General features: G+C 71.3%; 12 protein-coding genes and 2 pseudogenes. 3 read left to right on the forward strand and 11 right to left on the reverse strand.

The window, feature by feature from the left end; all coding sequences use genetic code 11:
- Nucleotides 1–22: 22 nt before the first annotated feature.
- The 11 genes and pseudogenes from WJ438_RS10885 to WJ438_RS10935 all read right to left on the reverse strand — a co-directional run bounded on the left by WJ438_RS10885 (nucleotide 23) and on the right by WJ438_RS10935 (nucleotide 20612).
- Nucleotides 23–8026, reverse strand: coding sequence for an amino acid adenylation domain-containing protein (locus WJ438_RS10885; protein WP_406725048.1), 8004 nt, complete (start codon nucleotides 8024–8026; stop codon nucleotides 23–25).
- Between the two features lie 16 nt (nucleotides 8027–8042).
- Nucleotides 8043–10526, reverse strand: a complete 2484-nt coding sequence (locus tag WJ438_RS10890) for a beta-ketoacyl synthase N-terminal-like domain-containing protein (protein WP_406725049.1) — start codon at nucleotides 10524–10526, stop codon at nucleotides 8043–8045.
- Nucleotides 10490–14608 (reverse strand): SDR family NAD(P)-dependent oxidoreductase, encoded by a 4119-nt coding sequence (locus tag WJ438_RS10895; protein ID WP_406729650.1) that lies wholly within the window; start codon nucleotides 14606–14608, stop codon nucleotides 10490–10492. The genes WJ438_RS10890 and WJ438_RS10895 overlap by 37 nt, the downstream gene beginning before the upstream one ends.
- Nucleotides 14608–15699: a phosphopantetheine-binding protein gene (locus tag WJ438_RS10900; RefSeq protein ID WP_406725050.1), complete on the reverse strand. Its 1092-nt coding sequence runs from the start codon at nucleotides 15697–15699 to the stop codon at nucleotides 14608–14610. The genes WJ438_RS10895 and WJ438_RS10900 overlap by 1 nt, the downstream gene beginning before the upstream one ends.
- A gap of 197 nt (nucleotides 15700–15896) precedes the next feature.
- Nucleotides 15897–16166, reverse strand: a pseudogene (locus WJ438_RS10905) (hypothetical protein); the annotation flags it as partial.
- Between the two features lie 184 nt (nucleotides 16167–16350).
- Complete coding sequence (locus WJ438_RS10910) at nucleotides 16351–17001, reverse strand: 4'-phosphopantetheinyl transferase (protein ID WP_406725051.1); 651 nt, start codon at nucleotides 16999–17001, stop codon at nucleotides 16351–16353.
- A gap of 54 nt (nucleotides 17002–17055) precedes the next feature.
- On the reverse strand, nucleotides 17056–17928 hold the full coding sequence (locus tag WJ438_RS10915) for an aspartyl/asparaginyl beta-hydroxylase domain-containing protein (protein ID WP_406725052.1): 873 nt from the start codon (nucleotides 17926–17928) through the stop codon (nucleotides 17056–17058).
- Between the two features lie 68 nt (nucleotides 17929–17996).
- Nucleotides 17997–18242 (reverse strand): MbtH family protein, encoded by a 246-nt coding sequence (locus WJ438_RS10920; RefSeq protein WP_406725053.1) that lies wholly within the window; start codon nucleotides 18240–18242, stop codon nucleotides 17997–17999.
- Between the two features lie 739 nt (nucleotides 18243–18981).
- Nucleotides 18982–19266, reverse strand: a complete 285-nt coding sequence (locus WJ438_RS10925; protein ID WP_406725054.1) for a hypothetical protein — start codon at nucleotides 19264–19266, stop codon at nucleotides 18982–18984.
- A gap of 332 nt (nucleotides 19267–19598) precedes the next feature.
- On the reverse strand, nucleotides 19599–19850 hold the full coding sequence (locus WJ438_RS10930) for a transposase (protein ID WP_406725055.1): 252 nt from the start codon (nucleotides 19848–19850) through the stop codon (nucleotides 19599–19601).
- A 360-nt stretch (nucleotides 19851–20210) separates the two neighbouring features.
- Entirely contained in the window at nucleotides 20211–20612 is a 402-nt protein-coding gene (locus WJ438_RS10935; RefSeq protein WP_406725056.1) for a nuclear transport factor 2 family protein, read from the reverse strand.
- Nucleotides 20613–20678: 66 nt separating this feature from the next.
- On the opposite strand from WJ438_RS10935, the pseudogene WJ438_RS10940 reads away from it, so the two are divergent.
- The 3 genes and pseudogenes from WJ438_RS10940 to WJ438_RS10950 form a co-directional block, all read left to right on the forward strand.
- Nucleotides 20679–21317: pseudogene (locus WJ438_RS10940) on the forward strand (zinc-binding dehydrogenase); the annotation flags it as partial.
- Between the two features lie 1059 nt (nucleotides 21318–22376).
- Entirely contained in the window at nucleotides 22377–22946 is a 570-nt protein-coding gene (locus WJ438_RS10945; protein WP_406725057.1) for a hypothetical protein, read from the forward strand.
- Between the two features lie 247 nt (nucleotides 22947–23193).
- Nucleotides 23194–23652: a DUF4383 domain-containing protein gene (locus WJ438_RS10950; protein ID WP_406725058.1), complete on the forward strand. Its 459-nt coding sequence runs from the start codon at nucleotides 23194–23196 to the stop codon at nucleotides 23650–23652.
- Nucleotides 23653–24318: the final 666 nt, after the last annotated feature.

Here is a 24318-nt window from a genome sequence, read left to right on the forward strand (position 1 = left end):
GGCTGTCGCCCGTGGGGGTGGCTCATCGTCCGCTCCTCCGTCGTCCGGGGCGTCGGCCGCCCTTGGACCGGGACTTGGCGGGCCGGTCGGACGGGTCGGACGAGACCGGCGCCTCGTCCCCGTCAGGCCCCTCCGCCGGGGCGCGCAGCGCGGCGAGCGAATCGTCGGGCCGGTCGGCGATCCGGGCGAGGAGATGTTCGTACGCACGGGCCAGGTCCCGGGCGGTGGCCGGGGAGAACAGGTCGGTGCTGTACTCCAGGTATCCGGCCAGCCCCTCGCCGGTCTCCTGCACCACCAGGCTCAGGTCGTACCGGGACGTGCCGGCGTCGACGGGCACCTGCGTCACCGCCGGAGCGTCCGGCTCCTCGCCGGGAGCCGTGTCCCAGGTCGGCAGGAGGTTGAACGTCACCTGGAACAGCGGCGAGTGGGCGGGGTCGCGGCGCGGCACCAGGCTGCGGACGAGGTCCGCGCACGGCACGTCCTTGTGGGCGTGGGCCTCGCTGGTGATGTCCCTGGCCTGGGAGAGCAGATCGGTGAAGGCGCGCTGCGGGTCCGCATCAAGGCGCATGGGCAGCATGTTCACGAAGTAGCCCACCACGTCTTGCAGTTCGGTCCTGGGCCGGTTGGCGACCGGGGAGCCGATGACCAGGTCGTGGTCGTCGGAGTGCCCGCCGAGCAGGGCGGCGAACGCCGACAGCAGGATCATGTAGGGCGTGGCGCCGCGGTCATGGCCGAGCTGCCGCAGGGCGGCGGCCACCTCACCGGAGACGCTCAGGTCCACCGAGGCGCCCTGGTACGTCTTCACCGGGCACCGCTCGTAGTCGGTGCGCAGTGCCATGCGCTCGGGCAGGCCCTCGAGCCGTCGCATCCAGTGAGCGCGCTGCCGGTCGAGCTCCTGCGGGGTGACGGCCGTGCCCTGCCAGCGGGCGAATTCGGCGTAGTCCATGGGCAGCGGCGCGAGAGACGGCTCCTCGCCCGTGGCGAACGCCCGGTACAGGGCCATCTGTTCGGTCAGGACGATGTTCACCGACCACCCGTCGAAGACGCCCCAGGGGCGGGTCAGGACGGCGATGTGCCGGTCGTCGGCCAGGGTGAGCAGGTGGGAGCGCAGCGCGTAGGGGCCCTCGGGGGCGAAGGGGCGGGCCCGTTCGGCACGCAGCCAGGCGGTGAGGCCTGCCTCGTCGTCCGGGGCGGGCGCGACGGTCACCGTGAAGTCGGCGGCGTCGTGCACGCGCTGGGTGAGGGCGCCGTCGGCGTGGCGGTGGTAGCCGGTGCGCAGGATCGCGTGGCGTTCCACCAGGGCGCGCACGCTGCGGACGAACGCGTCGCGGTCCAGGGGCCCGTCGAGCCGGAAGGCGAGCTGGACGTTGTCGTGCGCGGCGGCCAGGTGCTCGGGCCGGTCGAGGAACCACAGATCCCGCTGCTGCAGGGACAGCGGTGCCGTGTCGCCGGTCCGCACGGCGACCGGGCCGGCCTGCGCCGTCTCCTCCTGCCTGCCCCGCAGCTCGTCCACCGCGGCGGCCATCTCTGCCATGCCGGAGGCGGTGAAGATGACCTGGAGCGGGAGGTCCGCGCCCATCTCCTTCTTCACGCGCAGCGAGAGCCGGGTGGCGAGCAGCGAGTGGCCGCCGAGGTCGAAGAAGGAGTCGTGGAGGCCGACACGAGCGACCCCGAGCACCTCCGCCACGATGCGGCACAGCTCGCGCTGGGTGGGCGTGTGCGGGGCGAGGTACTCCTCGCGGGCCAGGTCGGCCTCGGTCGGGGCGGGCAGGGCGCCGCGGTCGACCTTGCCGTTGCGGTTGACGGGCAGTTCGTCGAGGACGACGAACGCGGTGGGCACCATGTAGTCGGGCAGCCGCGCGGCCAGGTGCTCCTTGAGCGGCCGGGCCAGCGGTGCGCCGGTGCCGACCTCCTCGCGCCAGCGCTGGGTGGGGCTGACGTAGGCGACGAGGGCGCGGGCGGCGCCGGTGCCGTGCGGCAGGACGACGGCGCGGTGCACGGCGGGATGTCCGTGCAGGGCGTTCTCGATCTCGCCCGGCTCGACGCGGAAGCCGCGGATCTTGACCTGGTCGTCGACGCGGCCGAGGTGCTCCAGCAGTCCGTCGGACCGCCACCGCACCAGGTCGCCGGTGCGGTACATGCGGGTGCCGGGCGTGAAGGGGTTGGCGACGAACCGCTCGGCGGTCAGTCCCGGCCGGCCGAGGAAGCCACGGGCGAGCTGGTCGCCGGCGACGTAGAGCTCGCCGGGGACTCCGGTGGGCAGCGGCCGCAGCGCGGCGTCGAGGACGTACGCCTGCGTGTTGTAGACGGGTGCGCCGATGGGCACCCGGGTGGCGCCGGGCTCGGGCGTGTACGGGGCGTACAGGCCGAGGGCGCCGCCCACCTCGGTGGGACCGCACAGGTTGAACAACTGGGTGTCGGGCAGCGCACGCGTCACCCGCTCGGCCAGTTCCACGGAGAGCGGTTCGCCGGTGGCCTCCAGACGGACCAGGCCGGTACACGCGGCGGCGGACGGTTCGGAGAGGAACTCGGCGAGCATGGAGGGCACGAAGTCGACGTCGGTGACGCCGTGTTCGCGGATCGCCGCGGCCAGGTACTCGGGGTCCTTCTGGCCTCCGGGGCGGGCGATGACGATCGTCGCGCCGACCTGGAGCGGCCAGAACAGCTCCTTGACGGAGACGTCGAAGCCGATGGAGGTCTTGAACAGGACCCGGTCGCCCTCCGTCCCGCGGTAGACGCCCTGGTCCCAGGCGAGCCAGTTCATGCTGGCGCGGTGGGTGATGACGACGCCCTTGGGTCGGCCGGTGGTGCCGGAGGTGTACAGCACGTACGCGGGGTGGTCGGCGAGCACCTCGGCGCCGGGGTCGGTGTCGGGCAGGCCGGAGGTGTCGGGCAGCTCGTCGAGGACGAGCAGCGGACGGGCGTCGGAGACCATCTGCTCGCGGCGCTCGTCGGGCAGGTCGGGATCGAGCGGCAGATAGGCGGCGCCGGACTTGAGAATGCCGTAGACCGCGACGAGCAGGTCGAAGGAGCGGGGCATGCCGACGCCGATGATCCGCTCGGGGCCGGCGCCCTGCTCGACGAGCCAGTGCGCGAGCCGGTTGGCCCGGGCGTCGAACTCCGCGTACGTCAGGGTCCGGTCCTCGTGCACCAGCGCCGTCAGGTCGGGCGTGCGCGCGGCCTGGGCGGCGAAGGCGGCCGTGAGGGTGGGCGCGGGCATCGGCGTGGTGGTGTCGTTCCACTCGGTGAGCAGGCGTCGCCGCTCGGTGCCGGGCAGGACGTCGATGTCCATGGCGCGGGTGCCGGTGCCGTCGTCGGCGGCGAGGGCGTCGACGAGTCCGGTGAGGGCGGTCAGGAGGTAGTCGGCGACGGCGTCGGCGGACAGCGAGTCGTCGACCTGGAGGTCGAGGGAGAGTTCGCTGCCGAAGTCGTCGACGGACACCGACACCGGGTAGTTGATGCCGTCCGCGGCGGCGACGAACCGCACGCCGGCGTCGTCGATGCGCAGGGCGGCGGCCTCACCGTGGCCGGGCTCGAAGTGGCGGAAGTTGGCGACGGCGCTGAACAGCGGGGCGTCGCCGTCCAGGCCGCTGCACCGCTGGGCCAGGCCGAGCGGGGTGTGCTCGCGGAGCACCAGGTCGCGCAGGGCGACGTCGACCTCGTCGATCAGCTCGCGGACCGTGCGGCCGTCCAGCCGCACCCGCAGCGGAAGGGTGTTGATGAAGTTGCCGAGCATCCGCTCCACGCCGGGCACGCCCTGGAGGCGCCCGGACAGCACGGAGCCGAAGACCACGTCGTCGCGGTTGCTGCAGGCAGCCACGACCCGCGCCCAGGCCGCGTGGAAGAGGCAGGCGGGGCTCAGCCGCAGCCGCTTGGCGTGGGCGCGCAGGTCCCGGGCGAGTTCCGCGGGCAGGGTGCGGCGCAGTTGGGTGACCCGGCGGGCGTCGCCGTGTACGTCGGTCAGGCCGAAGGGGAACGTCGGCTCGATGACGTCGCCGAGGGCGGTGCGGAAGTAGTTTTCCGCGTCGCCGGTGGTCTGCTGGTGCAGGGTGTGGGCAACGAAGTCGCGGTACGGCGGCGGGGGCGGCAGCAGGTCGGTGCGTCCGGCCATGTGCAGGGCGAGCTCGTGGAGGGTGAGCCGCAGCGAGGTGGCGTCCTCGATGAGGTGGTGGGCGGTCAGCAGGAGGTACCGGCGTTCGGAGCGCGGGTCCTCGGCGACGGTCAGGCGCAGCAGCGGAGCCGTGTCGAGGCGCATGCGCTCGGGGCCGGTCAGCAGGGCACGCGCCTGCGCTTCGGCGTCCCCGTCGGCGTCCAGGTGGACGCGGCGCACCGGCACCCGGGCGGAGCGGTGCACGACCTGCACGGGCTCGGGCAGTCCCGTGGTGAGGACGGCGGTGCGCATCACGTCGTGCCGGTCGGCGATCGCCTGCAGGGCGTCGACGAACCTTTCGCACGCCGCTTCGTCGTCGGCCACGTAGAGGGTGGAGACGAGGTAGGGGTCGTGGTCCGGGTCCATCAGGTGGTGGAAGAGGATGCCCTCCTGCGTCGACAGCAGGGGGTAGACGTCCTGCACCTGGGGCGCGCCGCCGGGCACGGCGGCCGTGATCGTGTCGATCTGCTCCTGGGTGAGGTCGATCAGGGGCAGCATCCCGGGGGTGAGCCGTGTGCAGTCGTCCGGGATCAGGTTGGGCGGGGCGTTCTGTGCGGGAGCCGCGGGGGCGTCGTCGATCCGGGCGGCGAGGGCGGCGAGGCTGGTCTCGGCGAAGACGTCCTGCACGGTGACGTTCAGGCCGTGCTCCTTGAGCCGGGCCACCAGCACGGTGATCATCAGGGAGTGGCCGCCGAGGGCGAAGAAGTTGTCGTCGGCGCTGACCTGTGCGGCGTCGAACCCCATCAGTTCGGCCCACACCTGGGCCAGCAGCCGTTCGGTGCCGGTCGCGGGGGCGACGTAGGCGCTCTGGGCGAAGGCGTCGATGCCGGGCGCGGGCAGGGCCCTGCGGTCGAGCTTTCCGTGGGCCGTGACGGGCAGGGTGTCCAGGGCGACGAAGGCGCTGGGCACCATGTACTCGGGCAGGGCGCCCTCGAGGTGCCGGGTCAGCTCGGCGCGGTGGTCGTCACAGGGGTGTGCGGGGTCGAGGACGGTGTAGGCGATCAGTCGGGGGTTGCCCGGCTGGTCCTCGCGGATGACGACCGCGCAGGCGCGGACGGCAGGGTGTTCGGCCAGGCGGTGCTCGATCTCGCCCAGCTCGATGCGGAAGCCGCGCAGCTTGACCTGGTCGTCGACGCGGCCGAGGAAGTCCAGGGTGCCGTCGGGCAGCCACCGCACCAGGTCGCCGGTGCGGTACATGCGGGCAGCGGGCCCCGCGAAGGGGTTGGGCACGAACCGTTCGCGGGTCAGTTCCGGCTGGTGCAGATAGCCACGGGCGAGGCCAGCGCCGGCGATGTACAGCTCGCCGACGCAGCCGACGCCCTGGGGCTCGCGGGCCTCGTTGAGGACGTACAGCTGGATGTTCTGGATGGGGCGGCCGATGGGCACCGTGCGCGGGGCGGGCCCGGCGGGGCAGGTCCAGTGGCTGACGTCGACGGCGGCCTCGGTGGGGCCGTAGAGGTTGTGCAGGGGTGCCGGGTGGCGCTCGTGGTGGCGGGCGCACAGGTCCGGGGGCAGGGCCTCGCCGCTGCAGAAGACCTGCCGGACGCTGGTGCAGTCGGTCCAGCCGGGCTCCTCGACGAGGGTGCGCAGCATGGAGGGAACGAAGTGCAGAGTCGTCACGCCGAATCGGCGGACGGCGGAGATCAGGGCGGCGGGGTCGCGGTGGGCGCCGGGCTCGGCGACGGCGAGACGGGCGCCGAAGAGCAGGGGCCAGAAGAACTCCCACACCGACACGTCGAAGCTGTAGGGGGTCTTCTGCAGGACGACGTCGTCCTCGGTGAGGCGGTACTCGTTCTGCATCCACTCGATGCGGTTGACCGCCGCCCGGTGCTCGACCATGACGCCCTTGGGGCGGCCGGTGGAGCCGGACGTGTGGATGACGTACGCCAGGTGGTCGCTGGTCAGGCCGAGTTCGGCGGCGGACGGGTTGTCCTCGCGCCCGCCGGTGACGTCCTGCCCGGTGCCGTCGCGCAGCGTGCCGTCGGGGTGCAGGCGGAGCAGGTGGGCGGCGTCGCTCAGGGGCTCGGTGTCCAGGTCCGGCTGGGTGAGGACCACCTGGACGCCGGTGGTCTCGACGAGTTCGGTGCGGCGGGCGGCGGGGTGGGTCGGTTCGATGGGCAGGTAGGCGCCGCCGGCCTTCAATGAGCCGAGGATGCCGGCGACCATCTCGGCGGAGCGGTGCGCGTGCAGGCCGACGAGACTGTCCGGCCCGATCCCGTGACGGCGCAGACCGTGGGCGATCCGGTTGGCCCAGGCGTTGAGTTCGGCGTACGTCCAGGAGCGGTCGGCGTCGACGAGGGCGGTGCGGTCCGGGTGGCGGGCCACCTCGTCCTCGAACAGCTGGTGCAGGCAGCGGTCGGCGGAGTACGGCCGCTCGGTGTCGTTCCACACCTCGACGACCTGGCGGCGCTCCTCGGCGTCCACCATGGTCAGCCGGGAGACGGGCAGGGCCGGGTCCGCCGCGACGGCCCGCAGCAGCCGTGTGTAGTGGCCGACGAAGCGGCGCACGGTCGCCCGGTCGTACAGGTCGGTGTTGTACTCGACGGTGCCGACCAGACCGTCCGGGGTCTCCCGCAGGTCGACGGTGAGGTCGAACTTGGTGAAGCTGAGCTCGATGTCGACCGGGGTGACGTCGAGGTCACCGAGGGAGGTGGTGCGCCGGGTCTGTGCCTCCTGGAGGACGAACAGGGTCTGGAACACCGGCGAGTGGCTGAGGCTGCGCTCGGTGTCCAGGGCGTCCACGACCGCCTCGAACGGCACGTCCTGGTGGTCGTACGCCTCCAGCGCGGTCTTCCTCACCCGGGTGAGCAGTTCCGGGAAGGCCGGGTCGCCGGACAGGTCGGTGCGCATCACCAGGGTGTTGGCGAAGAAGCCGATCAGGTCCTCCGCCTCGCGCCGGTTGCGTCCGGCGACGACGGTGCCGACGGCGATGTCGGTCTCGTGCGTGTAGCGGTTCAGGACGACCGAGTAGGCCGCCAGCAGGGTCATGTAGAGGGTGACGTCGTGGAACTTGGCCACGTCACGCAGCGCGCCGAGCAGATCGGCGGGGCACTGGAAGGTCTCGCTGGCTCCCGCGTACGTCTTCACGCGCGGACGTTCCCGGTCGACAGGCAGGGTGAGCCGGGGGTCGACTCCCGCCAACTGGCGCTTCCAGTAGGCGGTCTGCCGCTCCTGCACCTCGTCCGCGAGCCACTGCCGCTGCCAGTGCGCGTAGTCGGCGTACTGCACGGGCAGCGGCTCGAGCGGAACGGGCCGCCCCGCGCAGAACGCCTCGTAAGTGGCGACCAGATCGCGGTAGAAGACGCCGACCGACCAGCCGTCGCACACGCTGTGGTGGGTCGTGACGAGCAGGTAGTGCTCCTGGTCGGTCCGCCGCAGCAGCCGCGCCCGGATGAGCGGGCCGCGCGCGAGGTCGAACGGGGCGGCGGCCTCCTCGCGACAGATCCCGGGCAGCCGTGCCGGATCGGCCAGTTCCTCCTCCACGACGTGGAAGTCCGCGCCGTCGCCGACGATCTGGTGCGGTACGCCCTCGTGCTCGGCGAACCGGGTGCGCAGCACCTCGTGCCGCTGGACCACCGCCGCCAGGGCCCGCAGCAGCGCGGGCCGGTCGAGCCGGCCGCTCAGCCGCATCGCCGCCGGAATGTTGTACGCGGCCCCTGTACCACCCAACTGGTCCAGGAACCAGAGGCGTTGCTGCGTGAACGACAGGGGCAGCGGTTCGCCCGTGTCACGCGGCAGGCGCGGAACGGCCTGCAATGCGGACAGGTCGACGCCCTGCTCGCGCAGCAGTGCGATCAGCGCGCGCCGCCGCTTGGCGGGCAGGCAGCGGATCCTTTGGACGAGGTCCGGTCCGGTGTCCTGGCTGGTGGTTCCCATCGTCAACTCCTCTGCCTCAGCTCTCGGTTTCCAGGGCGTCCAGCTCGTCGTCGCTCATGCGCTCGACGAGGGCGATGCTTTCGAGGATCAGGTCCACGTCGAGCGTGCCGGCGGGCCCCGTGCCGGGGGCGTACTGCCCGAGTTCCCGCGCCATGTCGGCCAGCCGGGGTGCGGAGAAGACCGCCTCCACCGGGAGCTCCACGCCCACCTGCTCCTTCAGCCGGTTGATCAGGCGGGTGGCCAGCAGCGAGTTGCCGCCCAGCGAGAAGAAGTCGCTGCGATCGTCCAGCCGCGCGGCATCGACGCCCAGGACGTTGGCCCAGGCCAGTGTCATCGTCCGGGTGGTGTCGGTGGACGCGTCCGGGGCGGGCGGCGCCGCCGCCGGCCGCTGGTTCCCGGCGGGCGGCCGGGATGTGCGGCCGACCCAGTGACGGCCGGTCTCGAAGGCGGTCGGCGGCAGCGACACCATGGGGCGCGGCCCGTCGTGCAGACCGGCCCACGGCACCCGGACACCATGCGCCCACAGTTCGGCGAGCTGTTCCAGGGCCCGGTCCTGGACCAGGCCGGCGAGGAACGCCTCGCCGCGGGCGCCGGTCAGGACCGCGGTCACCGGGCCGGCGTCCTCCTCGGCGTTGCCGCGGTGCACGCTCGCCCGAACGGCCGTCGCGGCGGGGTCGTCGGTGAGCTGGGCGGCGAGGGCGTCGCGGAGCTGGTCACGGTCGGCGGCGACCACGGCGAGCCGTTCGGGCTGGGGCTCCCGGCCCAGCTGCGAGGTGTAGGAGATGTCGGCGAGGCTCTCCGTGCCGTCGCGGCCGAGGAAGTCGTGCAGGCGGCCCACCGCCGTGCGCAGCAGCTCGGGGGTGCGGGCGGAGAGCAGGACGACCTGCGGTCCCGGGTCGGCCGGGGCCGTGCGCGCGGTGGCGGGGGGCGCCTCGACGACCAGACTGACGTGACTGCCGCCGGCCGCGAAGGAGTTGATGAGGGCGCGGCGGGGCGCGCTGCCGCGCGGCTCCCACTCGGTCAGCTCGTCGACCAGCCGGAGCGCCGAACCCTCCAGGTCCAGACGCGGGTTGGGGTCTCCGGCGGCGACCAGGGGGGCGACCTGGCCGTGCCGCAGCTGCAGCACGACCTTGGTGAGCTGGGCGATGCCGGAGGCCGCCTCGGGGTGGCCGAGGTTGGACTTCACGGTGCCCACCGGCACGTTGTCGGCGACGTCGGCGAACACCTCGCGCAGGGCGCGCAGTTCGACCTCGTCGGAGAAGGCGGTGCCGTTGGCGGCGGCCTCGACGCAGCCGATGTCGGCAGGTGCGGTGCCGGCCCGCTCCAGGGCGCGGCGCATGGTGGCGACCTGGGTGCGGTGGCTGGGCGTCATGAAGCCGTTGGAGCGGCCGCCGTGCAGGGAGGCCGTGCTCCTGATGACCGCGTGCACGGTGTCTCCGTCGCGCAGGGCGGCGTCCAGCGGCTTGAGCAGAACGGCGCCGACCACCTCGGCGGGCAGATAACCGTCGCCGTCGCGGAAGCTGCGCGCGCCGGGGTGCGTACCGAGCAACTGCATCTCGCCGAGCGCCACGTACTTGTCCGGGTGGACGGTCAGGTTGACACCGCCGGCGACCGCCAGCTCGCACTCGCCGCGCTCCAGGTCGGCGCAGGCGAGGTGCAGGGCCATCGCGGAGGACGTGCACATGCTGTCCACCGCCAGGCTCGGCCCCTCCAGACCGAAGAAGTGCGAGACGCGGTTGGCGATGAGGTTGTACGAGGCGGAGGAGGTGAGCGCCGCGAGGGTCGGGTCGTCGTCCCGGTCCGCCCGGTACATCTGGTAGGCGGCACCGACGTAGACGCCGACGCGCCGGCGGTACTGCCGCTCGACGACCTCCTGGGTGACGCCCCCCTGCTCCAGCAGGTGCCACACCGTCTCCAGGAACAGCCGCTGCTGCGGGTCCATGGCGGCAGCCTCGCGCGGCGCGATTCCGAAGTGCAGCGGGTCGAAGCGGTCGATGCCGTCGAGGAACGCCCCCCACTGGGCCCGGCCGCCGGTGTCCCAGCGGTCGGCCGGCACCTCCGTGACGCAGTCCCGGCCCTCGCGCAACGCCGCCCAGAACTGTTCCGGATCGTCGGCGTGCGGGTAGCGGCCGCTGAGCCCGATGACGGCGACGTCACGCGGGCCGTACTCGGTGTCGCGCCCGGCCGGGGCGGGGGTCTGCGCGGCGCGGGGCGCGGTGGCCTCGGCGCCGGCGGCCGTGACCGGTGCCGGGTCGGGCTCGCCGACCAGGGCGCGCAGGGCCTGCGGGTGGTCGGCGGCGAGGTTCCGGGCGAGGCCGCGCACGGTCTGCACTTCGAACAGCAGCGTCCGCGACAGCGGGCCGAAGGTCTCCTCCAGCGGCTGGAGCATGGTCACCGCGAGCACGGAGTCCATGCCGTACCGCTCCAGCGGTGTGTCGGGGTCCAGCCGTTCGGGCCCGAGTTTCAGGGTCGAGGCCAGCACCCGCCGCAGGTGGGCCACGGCACGCTCTTCGAGGCCCGGTACGGCCGTGCCGGCGGGGGCGCGGGCGCGGGCGCGGGGACGGTCGCCGTGCGGGCGGCGGTCGCCGGGGTCGGCGGGGTGCTGTCCGTCAGTCTGGCCAGCAGTTCCGTGCGGTCGCCCGCGACGACCAGCAGTCCGGCGTCCTCGCGTACGCCCTCGTCGGCCAGGGCGAACCGCAGTGCCTCCAGGCCGCGTACGGTGTCGAGCGGGGCGAGTCCCGTGGCACGCAGCTGCCGGCGGACCGAGTCCTCGGCTCCCATGCCGCCCTCGTCCCACAGCGGCCAGCCGACGGACACCGTGCGGCCGCTGCGCAGTCCGGCGCCGACGAGCCGGTCGCGGTGCGCGGCGTAGGCGTCCATGAAGGCGTTGGCGGCGGCGTAGTCGCACTGGCCGGGGTTGCCGAAGGCTCCGGCGATCGAGGAGAAGCACACGAACAGCTCCAGCGGCTGCTCGCGGGTCAGCTCGTCGAGGTGGACCAGCCCGGCAACCTTGGGGGCGAGGACCCGCTCGAACTCCTCGGCGTTCTTGCGGACGACGAAGTTGTCGTGGACGACTCCCGCGGAGTGCAGGACGCCGGTCAGCGGTCCGTGCTCGGCGGAGATGTGGGCCAGCAGGCGGGCGAGGGCCTCGCGGTCGGTGACGTCGGCAAGCTGGTGGTCGACGGTCAGCCCTGCGGCGCGCAGGGCGTCCAGGGCGGCCCGCTGCTCGTCGGTCAGCGGGGAGCGCCCGGTGAGGATCACGGTGGCGTCACCGGTCGCGGCGGCGATGTCCCGCGCCACGACGAGGCCGAGTCCGCCGACGCCGCCGGTGACGAGGTAGACGCCGTCCGCCCGCCAGGGGGTGGGCGCGGACCGCAGCGGGGCCTCGGTGGGGCGGCGGACCAGTCGGCGGCCGTCGCGGTGGCGCACCTCCGGTTCCAAGGCGGTGGCCGCCTCGGCCACCAGACGCGCGGCGACGGTGGCGGGCGGGGCGCCGTCCAGGCACTCCACGTACTGGGTGTGCAGCCGTGGGTTCTCCAGGTGTGCGGTGCGCAGCAGCCCGGCCAGGCCACCGAGGCAGGCGGTCTCGTCGTCGGGGCTGCCGACGACGGCGACCTGCAACAGGGTGGGCCGCCGGACGCCTCGCAGCAGGAGGTCACGGGTCAGACCGAACACACGGCGCGCCGCGTCGGTGAAGCGGCGGTCCAGGGGACCGTCGGCGGGTTCGACGACGGTGCAGTGCGTGCCGGCGGGCAGTGCGGCCAGCAGGGCCTCACGGCCTGCGGCGTCGATCCGGCCGAGCACGGCGAGGTGTCGCTCGGCGAACGCCTCCCGGGGCGCGGCGGCCCCGACGTCACAGGCGGTCCAGCGGGGTCGCAGCAGCACGACGTCGTGCCCGTCATCACCGGTGGACCGGTGCGGCGCGCCTTCGGTGTCGATGTCGAACCAGCAGCGCTCGCGGGCGAAGGGATAGCCGGGCAGGCTGATCCGGTGGGGGGCGGCGCCGTCGCGGCGGGCGAGTTCCCACGTCACGTCGGCGCCGTCGGCCCACAGCGCCAGCAGCGTCTCGTGCCTCTCCTGCTCGCGCCAGGCGGACAGGGCGGTGCGGACGGCTTCCTCGTTCCCCGGCCGGTTCGGGCGGGCGGTGCCCCGGACCCAGGGGCCGGACGTTGCGGGGGCGGCGGCGAAGGCGGCCAGCCGTTCCCGGGCTTCGGTCAGCGAGTTCGCGACGAAGCCGAACCGCTGTTCCAGGGCCATGCGCCCGGTCTGCAGGGTCCAGGCGACAGCCGCGAGGTCGGCGTCGGTCAGCTCGCCGAGCCGGGCGTGCAGTCGGCGGGCCTGCTCGACGAGCTGGGTCTCGGTCCTGGCCGACAGCACGAGCAGGGCGGGGCCGGCAGGGGCGGCCTCGGGACGGGCCGGCGCCCGGTACTCGGCGATGACGACGTGGGCGTTGGAGCCGCCGCCGCCGAAACTGGAGACGCCGGCGGTGCGGGGCAGGGTACGTGGTCCGCCGTCGGCGGTGTCCAGGACCGGGCGGTGCCACGGCTCCAGGGTGCGCTGCACCCGCAGGGGGGTGCGGTCGAAGTCGATGTGCGGGTTGAGCGCGGCGGAGTGCAGGCTCGGCACGAGCTCCCCGTGCCGCAGTTGCAGCAGCACCTTGGTGACTCCGGCGATGCCGGCGGCGCTCTCGCAGTGCCCGATGTTGGACTTCACCGAACCGATGGCGAGCCTCTCGGGGGCGCCGCCCGCGCGGCGGAAGGCGCGCTCCAGACCGGAGACCTCGATGGGGTCGCCGAGGGAGGTGCCGGTGCCGTGCGCCTCCAGGTAGCCGAGGGCGCGCGGCTCGACGCCGGCAGCGGCGAGGGCGTCGGCGATGACCTCGCCCTGCGCGACCGGGGTGGGCACGGAGTACCCGGAGGTGCGGCCGCCGTGGTTGACGGCGGTGCCCTTGATCACGCCGTGGATCTGGTCCCCGTCGGCGATGGCCCGCTCCAGCGGCTTGAGCAGGACGGCGCCGACGCCCTCGCCGGGCACGTAGCCGTCGCCGCCCTCACCGAAGCTGCGGCAGCGGCCGTCGCTGGAGAGGAAGTTGCGCTGGCCCAGCACGAGGTACTTGTTGGGGTGCGGGGTGAGGTTGACGCCGCCCGCGAGCGCGGTGTCGCACTGACCGCTGCGGATGGCCTCGCAGGCCAGGTGGATCGCGGTCAGCGAGGAGGAGCACATGGTGTCCACGGCCAGACTCGGGCCGTGGAAGTCGTAGAAGTACGACACCCGGTTGGCGACCGTGGAGGCGCTGCCCCACAGGGCGTCAAGGCTCCCGCGCTCCTGCGCCTGGGCGCCGAGGAGCTGGTACTCCTGGTACATCACGCCGACGAACACACCGACCTTGGCGTCGTTCGACAGGCGGTCGGCGGTGTAGCCGGCGTCCTCCAGGGTGTGGTGCGCGCACTGGAGGAACAGACGCTCCTGCGGGTCGAGGTGGTCCGCCTCGAGCAGGGATATCTGGAAGAAGAGCGGGTCGAACCGGTCGATGTCGTCCAGGAACCCGCCCCAGGTGCCGGCACCGCTCTCGGCGTAGCGGCGGCTGCTCCAGCGGTCGGCCGGGATCTCGCGGACGCAGTCGCGGCCCGAGCGCAGGTTCTGCCAGAACTCGTCCAGGTCGGCGGCCTGCGGGTAGCGGCCGCCGACACCGATGATCGCGATGTCGCCGGTGCGCGCGGGGTCCGGCTCGGTCACGGCCGCCTCTTGCGGGGCGGGGTCCCGCAGGAGGCGGGTGGACAGGCCGGACAGCTCCGCACACACCCGGCCGTGCTCGTCGAGGACGCTGATGTCGAGGCGGGCCGTGGTGCTGTCGGTGGTGGAGCCGGGCTGGTGCCGGATCCAGGCGTACGCCGTGGCCGGGGTGGCGGTCACGGCCTCGACACGGTCGAGGGCGTACGGCAGGGCGAGAGGGGCGGAGCGGCCGTCGGCGGCCTGAGCCGCCCACAGGCCGATCGTGGCCTGGAGAGCGCCGTCGAGGATGCTCGGGTGCATCAGCTGGCCGGGGCCCGGCGGTTCGGCCTCGGCGGGCAGCCGCAGCTCGGCCAGGACCTGGGGGCGGCCCTCGGCGTCGGTGCCGGTGCGCAGTCCGGTCACGGACCGCTGGGAGGGGCCGTAGACCATGCCCATGCTGTCGAACAGGCCGTACAGGCGCCCGGCGGCGTACGCGGTGTCGGCACAGGCGGCGCGCAGTTCGTCGAGGAGGAGCGGGCGAGGGGCGCCGTCCTCATGGAGGGCCGCGCGGCCCTTGCTGCACGGGGTTGCCTCACCACGGTCGTCGACGCTGTCGATCTCGTAGGCGCAGCCGCCCGGCGCGGAGGTCCGCACCCGCACCCGCAGGGTGAGCCCGTCGGGGCCGCAGGCCGCGGGCCGCAGCCACACCACGTCCGTGAGCCGGACGGACGCGGCGTCGCCCCGGCCCAGCGCCCGCGCGACCGCCACCCGTGCCATCTCCAGGTGGGCGACTCCGGGCAGGATGCGGTCGCTGTGAACCCGGTGGTCGCGCAGAAAGGGTTCGTCGCCGCTGAAGCGGGTCTCGTACATCACGCCGTCGCCGTCGCCGGTGACGGTCGGGGGAGCAGAGGGTGCGACCGCGGTGCCGGTACCGCCGTCGACAGGGCGCGGTGCTCGCGCGAGAGGTACCCCGCCAGGGCGTTCAGGGTGCGGTGCTCGCGGAAGACTCCCGGCGCGATCGTCAGCCCCAGGCGCGCGCCGACACGGTCGGCCAGGCGGGCGAGGCCGTTTACGTCCAGCCCGAACTCGGCCAGCTCGGCGTCGGCGTGCACATCGGCGACGGCGACACCGAGGAAGGCGGCCACTTCGTTGGTGAGGTCGGCGCGGAGGCCGGCGAGCGGGTCGTCGCCCCGTACGGCGGAGGACGGTACGGCGGGGACAGGGACGCTGCCGGCGGCCGGAGCGGAGGGAGGGACGCTCGCCGGCGGGACGGGAGCCGTCGGCGCGGTCGCCGTCGCCAGGACCTGAGCGGGAACCTGGGGCTCCAGCCACGCCGCCAGCTCCGCGATCGTCCGGTACTCGAACATCACCGTCGGCGACAACTCCACCGACAGCCGCTCCTCCAGATCCGCGACCAACGACAGCAGGTCGGCGGACGCCAGCCCCAACTCGTAGTAACCGGAACCCACGTCGACCCGATCGGCAGCCACCTCCAGCCGAGCGGCCACCAGAGACCGCACCACGTCGACCAGGTCCCCCGACCGGCCGCCGGCAGGGCGCGGCTCGGCCGGCGTGGGCGTCCCGCCCCGCACGTCGAGGGCTGCCGCGGCCCGGATGCGCTTGGCGACGAACTGGCCGACCTCGGCCACCTTCGCGCCCTGGGCGTCGTAGAACTCCACTACCAGGCGGATGAGTTCTTCGTCCCGGCGAACGGAGTCGGCGGGGACGCGGACGTAGCAGCGCCCGCCGAGCGGCCCGGCGGCACGGAACCGCTCGAACATCAGCGGCAGGTACAGGCCAGGACCGTCGTTGTCGCTGTGCAGCATGCCGAGGCCGACGCCACCGCCGAGGAGCCCGGCCTCGAAGAGTGCCGGGTGGAAGAGGAACCCGGCCGCGGAGCCCTGGTGCTCGGGGGCGAGTTCGAGTTCGGCGACCCAGTCACCGGTGCGGTGGTGTACCACTCCCCGATCTTCATCAGGCCGGAGTGGAAGAGGTCGTACTCGCGGCACCAGGTGTAGATCTCGTCCATGGTGGTGCGCCGGGCGGCCCCCTCGACGGGCACCTGAAGCCGCTCGGTGAAGCTGGCGCGGGGCCGGCGGTGCGCGGTCGCGACGGCGTGGACCACCTCGGTGGTGTCCTCGGAACGGCGGCTGCGCACCTCGATGCGACAGCCGCCGCCGGTCGCGGGACGTCCCTCGACGGTGGTCAGGACGTGTTCCTCGGGCCCGGCGACGAGCGGGGCGAGGATCGTGAGATTGCGCAACTCCACGTCCGGCATGGAATGGCCGTGCCGGGCCAGGACTTGGAGGACCAGATCCACGTAACCGACGCCGGGCATGAGGCTGCGCCCGTACACGACGTGGCCGTGCAGCAGCGGGTTGTCGGCGGTGACGGTGAAGGATTCGGTGAATGTGGTCGTTTCAATCATCGGTGTCCGTCCCAGAAGGAGCGTCAGGCCGGTGGGCCTTCCCGGCGGGGCCCAGCCGTCGGAAAACAGCCGGAGGTGCACAAGCGGGGCGTCGGAATGCCGTTTCCGGCAGACCGTGGTGCGAGGCGGAGGGAAACCGGAATACGGAAGTCCCCACGCCCCTGCGGGACCTGGGCCGGTGGGCTCAGCACAGGGCGACGGCGGTCAGGAGGAGCCCGTCGCGGTGCATCCACCGGCCCGTCAACCGGGGAACCGCCCTGCCCGCGGCCACCGGTGGGGGAACCAGGAACCGTGCCCGGAACCGGCCCCCGGTTTCGATGTCGACCCGCACCGCGTCGAATCCCAGCATTCGCCGGGCGAGCGGAAAGGAGGCCTTGTACACGGCCTCCTTGCAGCTGAACAGCAATCGGTCCCAGGGAGGAGCGGACCTTTGCACGCCGAGCCGGCCGATCATGGCGCGTTCCTCGGGCAGTCCGATCAAATCGAGCACGCCCTCCGGGAGCGGCTCGTCTCGCTCGGCGTCGATGCCCACGGAATGCACGCGACTCGTCCGGGCGACGGCTGCGGCGCGATAGCCGACGCAGTGCGTCATGCTGCCCACGACTCCGGCGGGCCAGCGTGGAGCGCGCTGTGTGCCCGGCGGCAGGGGAAAAGGAGGGATACCGAGGTCGCCGAGCGCGGCTCGGGCACAGTGACGCACCGTGGTGAATTCCCGGCGGCGTGCCGGTACAGCACCGGAAATAGCCGCCTGCTCCTCGGCAAAGAGATGGCTGCCGCGGTCGTCGTCGAATGCTTCCGCGGAGGCCACTTCCAGCGGAAGTATCTCCTCGATCACTTTCTCCCCAGATCTTTCTTCCTGCCGCCGCACATCGCGGGAGAGTATTCTGCGCTACCAGGTGGTGAGCGAGAAGCGCTCGCCCAGTTCGCGGGCACCGATGGCGAAGTCCCTGATCCGCTCGGCCTTCTCCACCATCTTTTCGTCGCCGGCCCGCTTGGAGATGGCGACGAGCCATTCGTAGGTCTCGCTGGGGTGCACGTCGTAGGTGAAGTGCACCTTGGAGAGCAGGAAGAGGATGTCCCTGAAGTTCTCCCGCTCTATGACGCCGGCCAGCGAGAGAATCTTCTCTACACGCTCCTGGGTGAACGGCTTGCGATGCGGGATGTCCGGGGTGGCGCCGGGGGCGTAGACGGATCCGTCGGCAAACGCCTCCTTCTCGTCGAAGGAGCCGTCGAAGGCGAGGTCGACACAGAGCGCCTGCCGGCTGAGGTCGGTGAAGTTGACGGCGGAGTGAACGGCCGCGGCGTCCAGGAACCAGATCTCGCCGGGCCGCATGCGGACGACCGTGTCTTCGTCCGCGTGGAAGGCCAGCGGGCTTTCCTCAAGGATCATGAAGGTGCGGAAGTACCGGTCGAGTTCACGGTCGAGCTCGACGAAGTCCCGGTGCGGAATGACGATGGCGTTCTTCAGGTTGCGGGTGCGCGCCATCTGGACCCGGTCCTGGTTGAAAACCGTGGTGACGAGCTCGTTCAGGTAGGGAACCTGCTCCGCGTGCTGGGTGGGCTGCGCGGGTGCGTCTTGGAGGTCTCGGTAGAGCCGGTCCTCGCTGCCGCCGCTGGCGTTGTACAACGGAATGTTCTTCCAGAACCCATTGCTGAACTCGTCGTATTCCTCTTCCACGGTGGGAACTACGGCGAGGTATTCGAGGTCCTTCTTCAGGCGCTCTTGGTCGAGCTCTATGCGGCCAAGTATATGAGAGCGCATGCGTCGTACTCCATCGTAAACAAGCAACTGTTCGGACAGGATCGAGCGTGAGGGGAGCCAGGAGGGTTTTACGAGGATCCACTTTCGGCATGCCGGACGGTGGAAGGCGACGTCATTGCCTCACGGAGACTTACTGGACGCATGTCGGTCCAGTGTTCCTCGATGAATTCGAGGCACCTCTGACGGTTTGCAGCTTTCAGCGCCACATCCCACCCCGGCGGCACGTCGAGAGTGCCGGGCCACAGAGAGTACTGCTCTTCGTGGTTGCGTAGGACCCGATAGATGCCATCGGCCTCTTCAAAGGGATTGGACATACCGCACCTCCGTTGAATCAGCGCGAGTGCCCAAAACCTAACAGATGGAATTCTTCGCTTCTCCCTACGGGCGACCAACGCCAGGAGTCGAATGTCAAACACTGAGTGAACAAAGCGCAACTGAACGCACGATCGCCCCACATTTCGGGCAGCCGATTACGGGGGACCCCACACGTCCTCACACGCTTCGGACCTAAGTCGCTCGTAAGTTCACGACCCCCCCGTCGCCCCCGCCATCACGGTCGAACTCACTCACGAGAGGGTCAGAGCCATGATCGAATTGAGGTGGAGCATAGAGCAGCCACTTCCAAGTCGTCAACAGGAGAGTTCCGGCCAACCAGGCGCCGGCTGCAGTACGGCGCGGAACGAGGTGCAGCCGATCTTCGAAGTCGGCGACCGGAACCGGGGAGCGCGTCCATGCGTGATGGTGAACGGGCAAATCCGGCCCTCGGCTCGGGTCGCGTCCACGGAGAACGCGGAAGCCGCCCAGCGCTCCCACGAGCGTATCGCCGCACGCACCGCCGACCTGAGCCTGTCGGTGCCGCGGAAGTGGGCGGGAGAGTGGATCGCCGCGGCCCGCAGCCCCAGCATCCGGAGGCGTCGGCTCACCGCATCACCGCATCGCCCCCTCGACACCCGCCACTGGCTTCATTCACGAGAATGGGTTCTGGCTCGCCTTCCGTGACGCGTGCACGGTGAGTGATATCCGCTGGGCAACCAGTGGGACCGATGATGGGTCTCAGGTGCAGACGATGGGGCAGCCACGCCGGATCGAGTGCTGGGCAGCTCGCAGGAACAGTGCGACGTAGAAGGCTGTGTCCAGGTCCGTGCTCCACAGTCCTGTTCGAGTAGTGGCCAGTTCGCTTGCTTGGTCCCTGAACCACATGCTCAGGTCGGGGTTGTCGCATGTTGCCGGGGTTTCGGGCGGCAGTTCAATGGCTGCCGCCAGTTTCTCCGCGAGCGGCAGCACCTGGGGAGCACCGACGACCATGGTCGACTCGCAGTAGCCGGAGTCGATGGGCAACCAGATCTCCTCATCGAGCGAGAAGGGCACGAGCACGGTCCAGCCGCAAAAGGTCTCGGATTCCTCATGTGACAGGTGCGTCTCGCACAAGGTGAGGGACCCGGTCATGGAAGGGGTCAGCTTCTCCTCGAAGGCTTGCCCTCAGCCGGCTGCGAAGTCCGTCTCTGGGGGTACGTCCTCGTAGGGCGGCAGTCCCCGCCGCCTGAGTTCAGCGTTGAGTGCTGAAGCAACTTCGCCCCATCCCTCTTCCTCCTCACCGAACCATTCCTCCGCGCCGACGCTCACCAAGTACACACCCATGTGGGGAAGTTACTGTTCGCATCTGAAATCGATCAGTAAGCCAACAGGACTCGCTTGCGTAAGAGCGCGAATCCTGCGCGGCAGAACATCTGGCGCTTGAGCATCTTGATCCGGTTGACGTGTCCTTCGACGACGCCGGAACTCCAGGGCAGAGTGAGGCCGGCGATGACGGCGTCGCGGTCGCGGTCGATGCCTGAGGCGAGGGTGCGCAGGCTGGGCAGGTCGTCCTGGCGAACGGCGTCGAGCCACTCGGGCAGCCGCTCGCCCTGGCGCTCGGCGAGCATCTGGGCGAAGGACCGGACGTGTCCGGTGAGGGCCTCGAGTTCGGGGCAGTCGGCCAGGCCGTCTTGAGCCGGAGTTGTTCGCTCTCGGTGAGGGATTCCGGGCGGCTGAGGGTCCACCTGGTCACCACGCGGGGTGCCGGCGGCTGTGCGGTGACCGGACGGGAGGAGGTGCGCTTCTTCCTGATGTAGGCGCTGACAATGCCGTAACGAGCGCTGAGGAAGTCCCGCCGCTGTTCGGTGGAAGGCCCTAACGAGACTGGCGAGTGCTCGACATCGGATCAGGGCCCGGCCACTGCACCATCCACCTGGCCCGAGCCTGTACCCGTCGTGCCGGCTCTCCAGGCTCTCCCTTCCGCCTCTTCACGGAGTCGTGTGGTAGTAACGCGTGCAGGCGCGCACCATCGCGTCGTCGGCGATGGTGAAGAAGTCGACGAAGCGCAGACCCCTCTCATCGGCGCCGGGGACGATGCGGCGGCCGACGGCGACAACGCTGTGGTCGTGGGCGACGATGTGGTCGATCTCGTGGCGGGTGGTGAGCGCGACGTCCACGCGGTGGGCGTGGAGGACCGCCGTACGGCCCCGGGCAGGAGGCTGGCCGGGCAGTTCGAACTCGACTTCGTCATGCAGCAGGGAGGCGCAGGCGTCGAGATCACCCGCGTTGAGATAGTCGTAGACCAGACGGACATGGTCGACCCCCGCGGCGGTGACCAGATCGGCCGGGAGCCCCCGTGGTTCGGCTCCCGCGTAGTAGTTGCTGTTCATCCCTGTCCCTTCCGCATCCACGCTCCATCCTGCGAACCGCCCGCAACTTCTCCTTATCGCCGGGCCCTGGTCAAGCTCCCGAACGAGGTGGACGAGGCACTCCTGCTCACCCTCGCCGACGTCTACGGCACCGGCTACCACGCCGCCCACCAGGCCCAGGTCAAGTCCGGCGACTCCGTCACCGTCATCGGCGACGGCGCCGTCGGCCTGCTCGCCGTGCTCTCCGCCAAACAGCTCGGCGCCGAGCGCATCATCCTCATGGGACGCCACAAGGAACGTACCGACCTCGGCCGGTACTTCGGCGCCACCGACGTCATCGCCGAACGCGGCGACGAGGGCATCGCCAAGGTCCGCGACCTCGCCGGCGGCCACGGCACCCGCGCCGTCCTGGAAGCCGTCGGCCACATGCCCGCCTACGAGATGGCCATCGGAGCCGTCCGCCCCGGCGGCGTCATCAGCCGCGTCGGCGTTCCCCAGTACGAGGACGCCCCCGTCGGCTTCGGCAGCCTCTTCGGCCCGAACGTCACCCTCACCGGCGGCCCGGCCCCCGTCCGCGCCTACATCGAGAAGCTGCTGCCCGCCGTCCTGGACGGCACCGTCGACCCTGGCCGCGTCTTCGACCGCACCCTCACCCTGGAGCAGACCCCTGACGGCTACCGCGCTATGGACCAGCGCGAAGCCCTCAAGGTCCTCCTCACCCCGTGACACCCGGAGCGGCGCGGCGACGACAACGAAGTCACCGCGTGCACGGTCAGCGCATGCACCCCCAAAAGCCTCCGCCGCCCCGGTCCAGAATTCCTGCGGGGACGCAGTACATCGTGATCGCTGGCGGCTCCGGTGAGGCCGGGTGGCCTGGGGCGGCCCGGGAACCTCTCCTGCTGCCCAACGATCGTCGCCAAGGCTCCGCCATGACGAGCATCCCGGGCTCCGCGGACACCGGCCCCAGGCAACTTCACGGTCCGTACTGCTCAGTGGGCTCGACGCTCACCCTTCCCGGCGAAGACCGCCGCAGCATGCTCGCCACCCCTGCACTCCTGGCTGAAACCGCAGGTCAGAGTAATTTGTCCGGCATGCCGCGCACTCCACGTCGTGCACCCACGGAAACAGATCGGCCCGACCGGCCCGAGATCGACAGGAGCAGGAGAAGCTGCAGGTCAGCGGCTCTTTCCCGCAGGCTCCAGAATCGCCACGCACTCCACGTGGTGCGTCATCGGAAACAGGTCCCAAGGCATGGTCCCAGGAGAACATGCAGGTCAGCCCCGATTTACCCGCCTCAGGAGAGGTCCGCCGCACACCCGGAGCGTCAACTGAGCGTCACGGAGCCGGCTCCCTCGGACGTTTCGTGAACCGGGCCCGCAGCGAGGGGCTCACCCTGAACGGGGAGAACGGCCTGCTGAAGGGGCTGGTGAAGCTGGCCCTGGAAGACGCCTTTTACGGCGACCGCGCCACCGACCACCCGTAGGACCCGCACGACGCAGAAGAAGGGTCATCACCGGGGCTTACCCAAAGAAGAAGACACTCCCCGTCGACCGGTTGCGGTACGTCTGACGAGTCCGTCCGGACGGGCGGCCGTACGCGGTCCGAGGGCAAGGGCTGTTCCGCCACTGCGTGAACTCCGGACACGTTGCTCCTGCCGCCTTCCTACGGTGCTGCACCCGTCCGGGTCAGCCGCGCTGGCGGTGGGGCCGGAGCCGGGCGAGGGTGGGGTAGTGCTCGACGTTTTCGTTGGCCTGCCCCCGGTTCGCTTTGTGAAGGAGCACCGTCATGTCCGAACGCAACACCCTCGTCCGCAGCCTGCACGATGTGGGTCTGGCTGCCTGGTTCGGCGGCTCGCTGATGGGCGCGGTCGGCCTCAACCGCGCGGCCAAGGACGAAGGCGGAAATGAGGCGACCAGGGATCGGATCTCTTCATCGGGATGGGCGAAGTGGACGCCGGTCAACGCCGCCGCCATCGGCGCGCACCTGTTCGGCGGCGGCGGGCTGCTCGCTGTGAACGCCCACCGCGTCGCCACCCAGCAGGGAGTGGCCGCCTCCACCACGGCCAAGACCGCCGTCACCGCCGCGGCCCTGGCCGCCACCGCCTACGCCCGTGTCCTGGGCAAGAAGGTCGAGCTGGCCTCCTCTGCGGACCCGCAGGACGCCGAGAAGGCGCAGCAGCATCCCATCGACCTCGACAAGGCCCGGCGGCAGCTGGCCCGCGCGCAGTGGGCGGTGCCGGCGCTGACCGGATGCCTGGTGGTGCTCAACGCCCTGCACGGCGAGCAGCAGCGTCCCGAGGAACAGCTGCCCGGCATGTGGGAGCGGGCCCGCTCCGCGACCCACTTCATGTCGTAGGGCTGCGCCCTCGGGGACGGGGTGCGTCGCCCGCCTGTCAGGCCGGCCCAGCGGCTTCCCCGGGGCGAGTGTCACAAGACGAGTCGGCCGTGACCATCCCGTCGAAGATCGCGCACCCGGGGCTCGTGGCGTTGCTCGCGCACGAGGTGCTGTGCGATATGTCCCCGACGGCTGCGGGCACCCGTCGACCGCAACGATGAAACCGGACAGCCGAGCCGGGTTCCGAACCTGAACGAGGAGAGCGTCCATGTCCACTCCCGCGCGTGAGCCACGTACCGCCCGAACACCGGTCCAGCAGGCGGCCCGGCTGGTGGGAGTGGTCTTTCTGCTGATCGGTGTTCTCGGCTTCATCCCGGGTATCACCACGGACTACGACACCATGGAGTTCGCCTCCCACCACTCCGAAGCCGAGCTACTGGGCATCTTCCAGGTGTCGATCTTGCACAACCTTGTGCATCTGGCCTTCGGTGTCGCCGGGCTGGCGCTGTCCCGCACCGCCTCGCAAGCCAGGCTCTACCTCCTCGGCGGCGGCGCCGTCTACCTGGTCCTGTGGTTGTACGGACTGCTCATCGACCACGACAGCGCCGCGAACTTCGTCCCTTTCAACACCGCCGACAACTGGCTCCACCTCCTGCTCGGCCTGGGCATGATCGCTCTGGGCGCCCTGCTCACCCGCGGACGCAACGCGACACGGACTGCTGCGTGACCACCGGAGGCACTCGAGGCCCCGACCCTGGTGCAGGACCGGGGCCACACGGTGCTCGTCCTCGTGGCAACGACTTCGGCTGTTCGGCAGCCCAGGCCGATCGGCCCGCCGAACAGCCCGTCGAGGCTGCTCAGCAGCGCGCCGGTGCGGACCCCGTCGGCACCAGGACCAACACGGTCACGACAGATGATCTCGGAACCGGGATGTTTCCGCAGCAAGTCGGCCGGGGTCGCCGCGTCGCGGCCGGGTAGCAGGTCGCGAGGCCGGCCTGCCGCCCGACGTCCGGGCTGAAGACGGAATCCGTCCAGCCCGACTTCTCTTGAGGCCGGCACCAGAGAGCACTCGCGGTGATCGCCGCGAAGCCGTGTCAGCTGCTCCGCGACAAGGCCGTCACGGGCACCACAACACGCTGTTCCAGTCGGCCTCACCGACGGGAGGCGAGCGTCGCATGAGCGTCAGGAGTCCCGACGACCGGGCATCACGCAGCCGCTCCCACCAGTCACCCCAGCACCGATCCCCAGGTGAGGCGAGCCCGGTAGGTCTCCACCTGCCGGATATCGCAAGGCAGGTCGGGACCCACCGGCACTACTGCCGAACCGCGGGTCAGCGGCTCTTTCCCGCAGACTCCAGAATTGCCACGCACTCCACGTGCGACGTCATCGGAAA

This window comes from Streptomyces sp. GD-15H (assembly GCF_045291515.1).
Lineage (GTDB): Bacteria > Actinomycetota > Actinomycetes > Streptomycetales > Streptomycetaceae > Streptomyces.

Coding starts and splice junctions, on each gene's coding strand:
- WJ438_RS10885 (WP_406725048.1), bottom strand. CDS start 8,026: ATGGGAACCACCAGCCAGGACACCGGACCGGACCTCGTCCAAAGGATC.
- WJ438_RS10895 (WP_406729650.1), bottom strand. CDS start 14,608: ATGTACGAGACCCGCTTCAGCGGCGACGAACCCTTTCTGCGCGACCAC.
- WJ438_RS10915 (WP_406725052.1), bottom strand. CDS start 17,928: ATGCGCTCTCATATACTTGGCCGCATAGAGCTCGACCAAGAGCGCCTG.
- WJ438_RS10920 (WP_406725053.1), bottom strand. CDS start 18,242: ATGTCCAATCCCTTTGAAGAGGCCGATGGCATCTATCGGGTCCTACGC.
- WJ438_RS10930 (WP_406725055.1), bottom strand. CDS start 19,850: ATGCTCGCCGAGCGCCAGGGCGAGCGGCTGCCCGAGTGGCTCGACGCC.
- WJ438_RS10935 (WP_406725056.1), bottom strand. CDS start 20,612: ATGAACAGCAACTACTACGCGGGAGCCGAACCACGGGGGCTCCCGGCC.
- WJ438_RS10945 (WP_406725057.1), top strand. CDS start 22,377: ATGTCCGAACGCAACACCCTCGTCCGCAGCCTGCACGATGTGGGTCTG.
- WJ438_RS10950 (WP_406725058.1), top strand. CDS start 23,194: ATGTCCACTCCCGCGCGTGAGCCACGTACCGCCCGAACACCGGTCCAG.